The sequence below is a fragment of the Roseomonas chloroacetimidivorans genome, from assembly GCF_049629625.1.
In the GTDB taxonomy this organism is placed as follows: Bacteria; Pseudomonadota; Alphaproteobacteria; order Acetobacterales; family Acetobacteraceae; genus Roseomonas; species Roseomonas chloroacetimidivorans.
This window is the reverse complement of the sequence record NZ_JBNBZS010000064.1, coordinates 22,327-30,504: the sequence shown is the minus strand read 5'-3', so window position 1 is coordinate 30,504 and position 8,178 is coordinate 22,327. Positions and strand designations below refer to the sequence as shown.

At 65.9% G+C, this 8,178-nt stretch carries 6 protein-coding genes; 4 read left to right on the top strand and 2 right to left on the bottom strand.

The annotated features are described in order from the left end of the window. Nucleotides 1–79: 79 nt before the first annotated feature. Entirely contained in the window at nt 80–943 is an 864-nt protein-coding gene (locus ACO1BU_RS28055) for a LysR family transcriptional regulator (RefSeq protein ID WP_424139267.1), read from the bottom strand. A gap of 128 nt (nt 944–1,071) precedes the next feature. Here ACO1BU_RS28055 and ACO1BU_RS28050 point away from each other — a divergent pair, with 128 nt between their 5' ends. The 3 genes from ACO1BU_RS28050 (at nt 1,072) to ACO1BU_RS28040 (ending at nt 4,299) form a co-directional block, all read left to right on the top strand. After that, nucleotides 1,072–1,839, top strand: a complete 768-nt coding sequence (locus ACO1BU_RS28050; RefSeq protein WP_424139266.1) for an SDR family NAD(P)-dependent oxidoreductase — start codon at nt 1,072–1,074, stop codon at nt 1,837–1,839. A 14-nt stretch (nt 1,840–1,853) separates the two neighbouring features. After that, nucleotides 1,854–3,044, top strand: coding sequence for an MFS transporter (locus tag ACO1BU_RS28045; protein ID WP_424139265.1), 1,191 nt, complete (start codon nt 1,854–1,856; stop codon nt 3,042–3,044). Between the two features lie 265 nt (nt 3,045–3,309). Beyond that, entirely contained in the window at nt 3,310–4,299 is a 990-nt protein-coding gene (locus ACO1BU_RS28040) for an alpha/beta hydrolase family protein (RefSeq protein WP_424139264.1), read from the top strand. On the opposite strand, the gene ACO1BU_RS28035 is transcribed toward ACO1BU_RS28040, so the two are convergent. Then, a complete protein-coding gene (locus ACO1BU_RS28035; RefSeq protein ID WP_424139263.1) occupies nt 4,296–5,492 on the bottom strand; it encodes an MFS transporter in 1,197 nt (398 codons plus the stop codon). The genes ACO1BU_RS28040 and ACO1BU_RS28035 overlap by 4 nt on opposite strands. A gap of 827 nt (nt 5,493–6,319) precedes the next feature. Between ACO1BU_RS28035 and ACO1BU_RS28030 the strand changes: the two genes are divergently transcribed. Then, nucleotides 6,320–7,963, top strand: a complete 1,644-nt coding sequence (locus ACO1BU_RS28030) for a pectate lyase family protein (protein ID WP_424139262.1) — start codon at nt 6,320–6,322, stop codon at nt 7,961–7,963. Nucleotides 7,964–8,178: the final 215 nt, after the last annotated feature.

Here is an 8,178-nt window from a genome sequence, read left to right as displayed (position 1 = left end):
GCCGACGCCGCTCGACCCCGCTGATGATCTCCATCCCACCCACCTGCCCTTACCGACACTCTTACGAACGTCAGTAAGATCAGCGGGCACCCAGGCCAGGGAAGGCGGCCGTCGGCGGATGGGTACTAACAACCGCCAGGCGGCGCGACAGAGCCGGCCGAAGAGGGCGCCACTCCGCTCCGGGCACCTTCGCGCCAAGCGCCGCTGCCGGCAGCACCGAGGCGCCAAGTCCGCTGGCCACCAGCCCCTTGATTGCTTCTATGCTGCCTAACTCCATCGACACATTCGGCCTTACCCCCGCCCGGGCAAACCACGCATCGATAAGGCCCCGCATCGTCCCGCCGGCCTCGTAGAGAATAAGGGGCAGCCGCGCGAGGGCGGAGGCATTCACAGGTGCCGTACCTGACGGGGCCGAGTTCTCCGGAAAGAGGGCGAACAGCGAGTCGGTCAGAAGAGGCGTGACCAAAAGCGAACGACTGCGCTGCACCGGCATGGTCGCGAGCGCCAGATCCAGATCGCCATCCTCCACACGCCGCACCATGTCCGCCGTGTTCCCGGTGGCCACAATCACCTCAAGCGAGGGATGCTGGCGGTGTACCGCGGCCAGGACCGGCGGCAGCAAGTGAATGCAGGCCGTGGCGCCCGTCCCCAGCCTCACACGCCCGGCCTCTCCCTTGCGATGCAGGGCCGCCGCCGCTTCCACATCCTCAGCCGCGACGAGGGCCCGCCTGGCCGGCCCGACAAGCGCCTCTCCCGCCGCAGTGGGGAGTGTGCGCCCGGAAGCGCGTTCCAGCAGACGGACACCGACGCGGCGCTCCAGTTCCCGCAACTGCTGACTGGCCGCCGGCTGGGTCATGCCGAGAATGCGTGCGGCTGCGGATACGGAGCCCGTCTCTATGACCGTCAGCAGCGTCCGGATCTGGCGTAGGGTCAGGTTCGGCATGGGTACAGGCAAAACTTATTCCAATGCGAGGTATCGGAAAGTTTTTCTTCCCTAACCGGCCATACGCTTCCAGCCTAGCCTGGCAAACTGGTTCCACCCCTTAACCGCTTCAGATTGGCGTAATCCGCATGAGTCCTTCGGACAGCGCTCGGCAGAAACTCGTTGTCGTCACGGGCGGAAGCCGCGGCATCGGTGCCGCCTCCGCGAAACGCCTGGCCGCATCCGGCTACGCCGTCTGCATCGGTTATCGTACCGGGGCGGATCTCGCGGCCGAGGTGGTGAGCCAGATTGCCGCGGCCGGCGGCCGCGCCCTGGCGATCCCCGTGAACACCTCCGACGAGGGCGAAGTGGCTCGGTTGTTCGACGAGGCGGAGCAGGCGCTTGGCCCGCTGCACGCGCTCGTCAATAACGCGGGCGTCACGGGACCGCTCGGCCGCTTCACTGACCTTGACACAGCGGTGATGCGCCATGTGGTCGAGGTGAATCTCGTCGGCACGCTCCTCTGCGCCCAGGCGGCGCTCCGGAAATTCGCACTGCGCCCGGAAGCGGAAGGCCGCTCCATCGTCAATATTTCCTCTGTCGCAGCCGTCACCGGCAGCCCGGGAGAGTATGTGCATTACGCCGCGACCAAGGCAGCGGTGGAGACCTTCACTTTGGGCCTCGCCCGCGAAGTGGCGGAACTGGGGATCCGGGTAAACGCCGTCGCCCCAGGCACGGTGCAGACGGGCATTCACGCCGCGGCAGGCGATCCGGATCGCCCCGCCCGGATCGCGCCGCGGGTCCCCATGCGCAGGGTGGGGCAGCCAGAGGAGATCGCCGAAGCGGTCCACTGGCTCATTTCCGATGCCGCCTCCTACACCACCGGCGCGGTGCTGCGCGTGACGGGCGGCCTGTGACCGCCCCGGCCGGAATGAGCGGGCCGCCCTGGCGGGTCGCCGCCGCCCTGGCCGTGACGCAGGTCATTCACTGGGGCTCGCTTTTCTACGCCTTTTCCGTGCTCATGCCCGCCATGATCGCGGAGACGGGCTGGCGGCCCGAACTGGCCGTCGGCGCCTTCTCTGCGGGGCTGCTCGCCGAAGCCGGCGCCGCGATGCTGGTGGGTCCCCTGCTCGACAGGCTGGGCGCACGGCTGGTGATGACGACCGGCTCCCTGGTGGCCGCCCTGGGCCTCTGGCTGGCCGGAGGGGTGGAGAGCCTGTGGCAGCTCTACACCGTCTGGATCGCACTGGGCGCAACCATGGCGGCAACGCTCTATCAATCCGCCTTTGCCGCCATTGCCGCCTCGTTCAGCCCCCAGGACCTCAGGCGGGGGATGGCCGTGGTGGCCTTCGCCGGAGGATTGGCCAGCACGATCTTCTGGCCGCTGACCAGCCTTCTCGTCCAGACGCTCGGCTGGCGGGAAGCCTGCTCGGTGCTGGCCATGATGAACCTGGTCTGCGCCCTGCTGCACGGCATCGCGCTTTCGCCGGCATCGGCTTCCCGGCCTGACCAGACAGGGGCACAGGACGGAGCGGCCGATCTAGAGGTGCTGCTCCACGACCAACGTTTCTGGAAGCTCATCTTCGTCTATGCCGTCATCGGCCTGGCAAGCGCCACGCTGGCGGTGCATCTCGTGCCCTTCCTCCAGGAGCGCGGGTTTGGCGCATCCGCGGCGGCGCTCGCATCGCTGGTGGGCGTAGCGCAGGTGGCCGGCCGTATCGCCGAATTTGCGGGCGGCGGCCGCCTTTCGCTTCATACCATTGCGAATCTCGCCCTTGGCACACTCGCGGCCGTCTTCGCCGTCCTCACCTTCGGGAGGGATGCGATGATCCTTGGCCTGGCCCTTGTGCTGTACGGAGCCGGCAACGGCGTCCTGACGATCGTGCGTGGGGCCCTGCCGCCATCCCTGTTCGGAGCGAACGGCTACGGCACGATCACGGGCTTCCTTTCCGCTGCCGGCGCCCTGGCCCGGGCGGCAGGGCCGCTTGGCATGGCCTGGGCGTGGCAATGGACCGGCGGCTATGCGGCGGGAATGGCGGTGATCGCCGCTCTTTGCCTGGCAGCCATCCTTGTCCTCCACAGCACGGCGCAGCGGCAGCACCTGCGGCCTAGGCCTGGCTGACCATGCTGTTTCGCCCGGCTTGGCCCGCCCGATCCCGCCATCCCAACCAGGCCTACTGTAGCGGCAGCAAAACGGAACAGTGTTGGAGATATCCCGGGAACCGTTCCCTGACCTCCGAACTCTTCGGTGTCATTCTCGCCCGATGTTCCGGTCACGGCGTGCATCACCTTGAGCACTCATCGGCACTTGCGGCCCACCATCCGGCAACTGGTCGTTCGGCGCAGCCAGACCACCTGCCTGCATGAAGTCGTGAGGGTCTCGATCCATGTCGCGTGAGGAGCCGGTCGAGTTGATCTGTCGCGATGGGGTCCGGCTTGGCGGCCATTTCTGGCCCGCTGACGGGGGCTCGCCCCAAGGGGCTGTCGTGATCAACGCGGCCACCGGTGTCCTGGCCCGGTATTATCACCGGTATGCCCGCTTCCTCTCCGGGCACGGATTCAGTGTGCTTACCTACGACTACCGCGGCATCGGTGCGTCCCGGCCAGAGACACTCCGGGGTTGCTCTTATCGCTGGGCCGACTGGGGCATGCTGGATTTTGATGCGGCCCTCCGTTTCATGGACAGGCAGGTAAAGGACACCCCGCGGCTTGTGGTGGGTCACAGCATCGGGGGCTTCCTCCCCGGCCTCGCGGCGAGCGCGCCGGCCATCTCGCGCATCCTCACAGTCGGGGCCCAGTACGCCTATTGGCGAGATTACGAGGCTCGCCAGCGCTGGAGGCTGTTCCTGAAATGGCACGTCACCATGCCCCTGCTGACAGCTCTGTGCGGCTATTTCCCCGGCCGCCGACTGGGCTGGTTGGAGGACCTTCCCGCCGGCGTCGCCAATGAGTGGAGCTTCCGGCGCTCTCGCATGGAACTCAGCCTGCCTCCGCAGGAACGCGAGGTGGTCCTGAAACGACTGGCTTCAGTCACCGCCCCGATCCTTGCCGTGATCGTCGGAGATGACGAATTTGGAACGCCTGCCGCCGTCCGGCGCGGCCTCAGCTACTACCGCCACGCTCCGGTCACCGAGGCGCTGCTAACACCCGAGCGTCTTGGGCTTCCCAGGATCGGCCATTTCGACCTCTTCCATTCCAGGCATGAGCGGGGCTTCTGGGCCGACAGCCTCCAATGGCTTGGTCATGGCGCGAACCCCTGGCCAGAAATGGAAGGCTCGGCTCCGTCAGGCAAGCTGGAGGCGCCGGCGCGGCAGCCCACATCGCCTGAGGAGCGAATTCACGCCTCGGCGTGTCAGCCTTCGGGCAGTCTGCTCTAAGCGGCTGCCACTGCCCTGATCGGTCCGCGCGTGGCCCAGTTCGCCGCAACCGCGCCCAGGCCCACCAGCACCATCACCGGCCAGAACAGGGCATAGCTGCCGGTCGCATCCACCAGGACGGCAGCGGCGCCGGCACCCAGGAAGCCGCCAATCTGGTGGCTGAAGAAGCACACGCCATACAGCGCCCCGAGATCGGCCACGCCGAAGCGGCGAGCAATCGCCGCGGCCGTCAGGGGCACGGAGCCAAGCCAGATCGAACCAAGGACGGCGGCGAAGAGCAGCGTGCCCCACTCCGTCACCGGCAGCGTGGCGAACAAGGCGATGGCGAGGCTGCGGAGCAGATACACCCCGCCCAGCGCCACCTCCGGCCGGATCACCCCGCCCAGCTTGCCGCAGAGCCAGGAGCCCGGAATGTTGAACAGCCCAACCAGCATCAGCGAAGTGGCACCGAGCCAAGTCGGCATCCCGCACAGGGCGAGATGCGCCGGCAGATGGGTGGTGAGGAAAGCGAGTTGAAAGCCACAGGCGAAGAAGCCCAGCGCCAGTAGCGCGAAGTCCCGCTCCTGCAGGGCATTCCGGGCGAAGCGGGGAAGATCAGAGAGCGGACGGCGCCGCGCCGAGGGGTCACGGGGCGACCACTCCATGAAACGTGCCGCCGGCAGGATCACCAGCGCCGCGATTCCCATGGCGCCGAGCGCCGCGGCAGCCCCGAACCAGCCAATGCCGATCTGCGCGTAAGGCACGAGCAGCGCCTGCCCCACTGATCCGCCCGCGGCGGCGATGCCCAGCATGCTGCCCCGGCGCTCAGGCGGCGCCGCGCGGCCCACAGCGGCCACGACGCTACCCGTTCCGGTGCAGCCCACGCCCAGCCCTGTCATGATCCCGATGCCCAGCAGCGCCGTGACTGCGGAGGGATAAACAGCCACCAGGCCGAGGCCGGCCACATAGAGCAGCCCACCCACGGCGGCGACGCGCCCGGCGCCATACCGGTCGCCGAGTGCGCCCGTGACCGGCTGGGCGATCCCCCAGGTCAGGTTATGCAGAGCAACCGACAGGCCGAGGACAACGGCCGGAATCCCCTTCTCGACACCGAGGGGCAGAAGGAAAAGCCCAAAGGTCTGACGTATTCCCATGGCCATGGATGCAGTGACGGCGGCGGCGATCACCACGGCCCAGATGCTGGGGTTCCTCATTGACCCGGTCTTTTCCTTCCTGGCCGGTCGTCTCTACCGCAGCCCGCGCGCTTGTCACTCCCCACAGCCCTTGTTCGATTGCCCGGCAGATCGGATCAGGATCGGTGCCAATCACTCTCCTGCCTACAGCCTTCCTCGCTGAGGGAACGCTTTCGCTTCCCACCTCATGAACCCAAGGAGCCCAGGCCCTGCGGGGGCGCGGGCCGACCGAAAGGGGCGGAGAAAATGGACATGAGTCCCTCCAGGGCCGGCGGCGACGAAGTGCGACTTTATGGTCCTCGCCAGGCGCACCACGGTCCGGGCCGGCACCACAACCTGCCCACGTTCCTCTCAAAGCAGAATTTTCGGATCACACGACACTGGTTAGCAATAAATGGACAAAATTCCATGAGGGCTGGCCGGTCTGGTATTCAGCCCAGGTAGCGCTGGCCAGCCTGACCCACGCGGATAAGGCGTCCTTTTGAAAGCCTTCTGTAAGCCAGAGGAAGTTCCAACCGCCCGGCAATCACGAATCCGTGATAACGAGGATTATTGTCTTAAAACCCAGGGTTGCACAGCTTCAAATTCGGTGATGAATGCACCGATCACATTTCCGTGTGTTTTCCTGTTGCGGCCCATTACCCGTGGCTGATAGGTATCCCCCACGACAGCAACGCGGGCTGTAAAGAAGACAGTACGAAGACAGGGCATATGGCCAGAAGAAACTGGTGAATGCCGGGTCTCGTCCCGCACGAATACTTTGCTTTGACGGTACGCCACCAACAATCGGGCAATTTTGCCTGTTTCAGGAACGGCGCAGCTTTGCCTGCGGCCAGAAGGAACTCACCATGTCCGATGTGAACCAGGTCCATGGCTTCGCTGCGATGAATGGCGGCACCACTGGCGGCGCTGGCGGCAGCACCGTTACTGTCACAACCGGCAAGGAACTCATGGCCGCCATCAACGCGGCCAACGACAAGCCCATCACCATCCTCGTCAAGGGTGAGATCACCGCTGCCAACAGCGGCACTGCTACGCTGGTGCTCAACGACGTCCACAATGTCTCGATCATCGGTGTGGGCGATCAGGCCGATTTCGACGGCATCGGCTTCCAGGTGAAGGGCGCCTCCTCCAACCTGATCTTCCAGAACCTGACCATCCACAACGTGCATGGCGGCGAGGGCGACGCGCTCGGGGTCGAGGGCAACTCCCACAACATCTGGATCGACCACAACGAGTTCTACAACGACCGCAACCACGGCAAGGACTACTATGACGGTCTTGTCGATATGAAGAAGGGTGCGGAGTACATCACCGTCTCCAACAACTACTTCCACGACCACTACAAGGTCTCGCTGAGCGGCATGGAGGATGGTGACACCGGCGCTCGCTACACCACCTTCGACCACAATATGTTCGAGAATGTCGGCTCCCGCGCTCCCATGGTCCGCGACGGCGAGGTCCACATCTATGAAAACTACTACAAGGACATCGACAGCTCGGCCATCAACCTGCGCATGGGCGCCGAGGGCCTGATCCAGAACAACGTCTTCGAGGACGTGAAGAACCCGATCGTCAGCGAGTACAGCGCGGCGGTCGGCAAGTGGAACCTGAGCGGCAACGAGTTCACCGACGTCACCTGGTCCAAGGTCGACAAGGGCGAGGCTTCCGCCCAGGATGGCAAGTCCACGACTGACTACACCGTGCCCTACTCCTACACCCTCGACGGCGCCTCAACGGTCAAGGCCTATGTCCTGGCCCATGCCGGCGCGGGGAAGCTGGACGTCTCCACCCCGGTCGTGACCACCCCGGCACCTTCCCAGCCGGTCGCGCCAGCCCCGGTGGAGAGCACCCCGGTCACGAGCACGCCAGTGACAACCAAGCCTGTCGAGACCACCCCGGTCGAGACGAAGCCGGCCGACCTGCACGGCACGGGTTCGGCGGACAAGCTGACGGGGACGGCTGGCAACGACACCATCGACGGCGCGGGCGGCAAGGACACGCTGAACGGCGGCGACGGGCACGACAAGCTCCTCGGCGGCACCAATGACGACAGCCTCAACGGCGGCAACGGCAACGACATCCTCGATGGCGGCACTGGCAAGGACACCCTCCTCGGCGGCGCCGGCAACGACACCCTGATCGGTGGCGAGGGCAAGGACATCCTCACCGGCGGCGCGGGCAGCGATACCTTCACCTTTGCCAGCCTCGCCGACAGCAAGCTGGGCAGCAGCCACGACACCATCACCGACTTCGCCAAGGGCGACCTGATCGACCTCTCCGCCCTCGACGCCCAGGCCAAGGCCGGCGGCGACCAGGCCTTCTCCTGGATCGGCGACCACGCCTTCTCCAGGCAGGCCGGCGAACTCCATGCCATCACCTCCGGCGCCAACACCCTCATCGAGGGTGACGTCAACGGCGACGGCAAGGCCGACTTCCAGATCGAGGTCAACGGCCACTACGCCTTCGCCGCCTCCGACTTCGCCCTCTAAAACTAAACCAAATCACGCCCCGCCCACCTAGGGCGGGGCTCCACGACCCCACAGCACCGACGGGAAGAGGAGACCACTCCTCTTCCCGTCGCTTGCGTGACAGCACACCCGGAAGCAGAACGCCGGAAAACACTGACCAGTGCCAGACGCGCCCGAGCATCGAGCGAGCAACGCCGATCTCCTGATCACCCCGCGATAGACGCACTGGACGATCA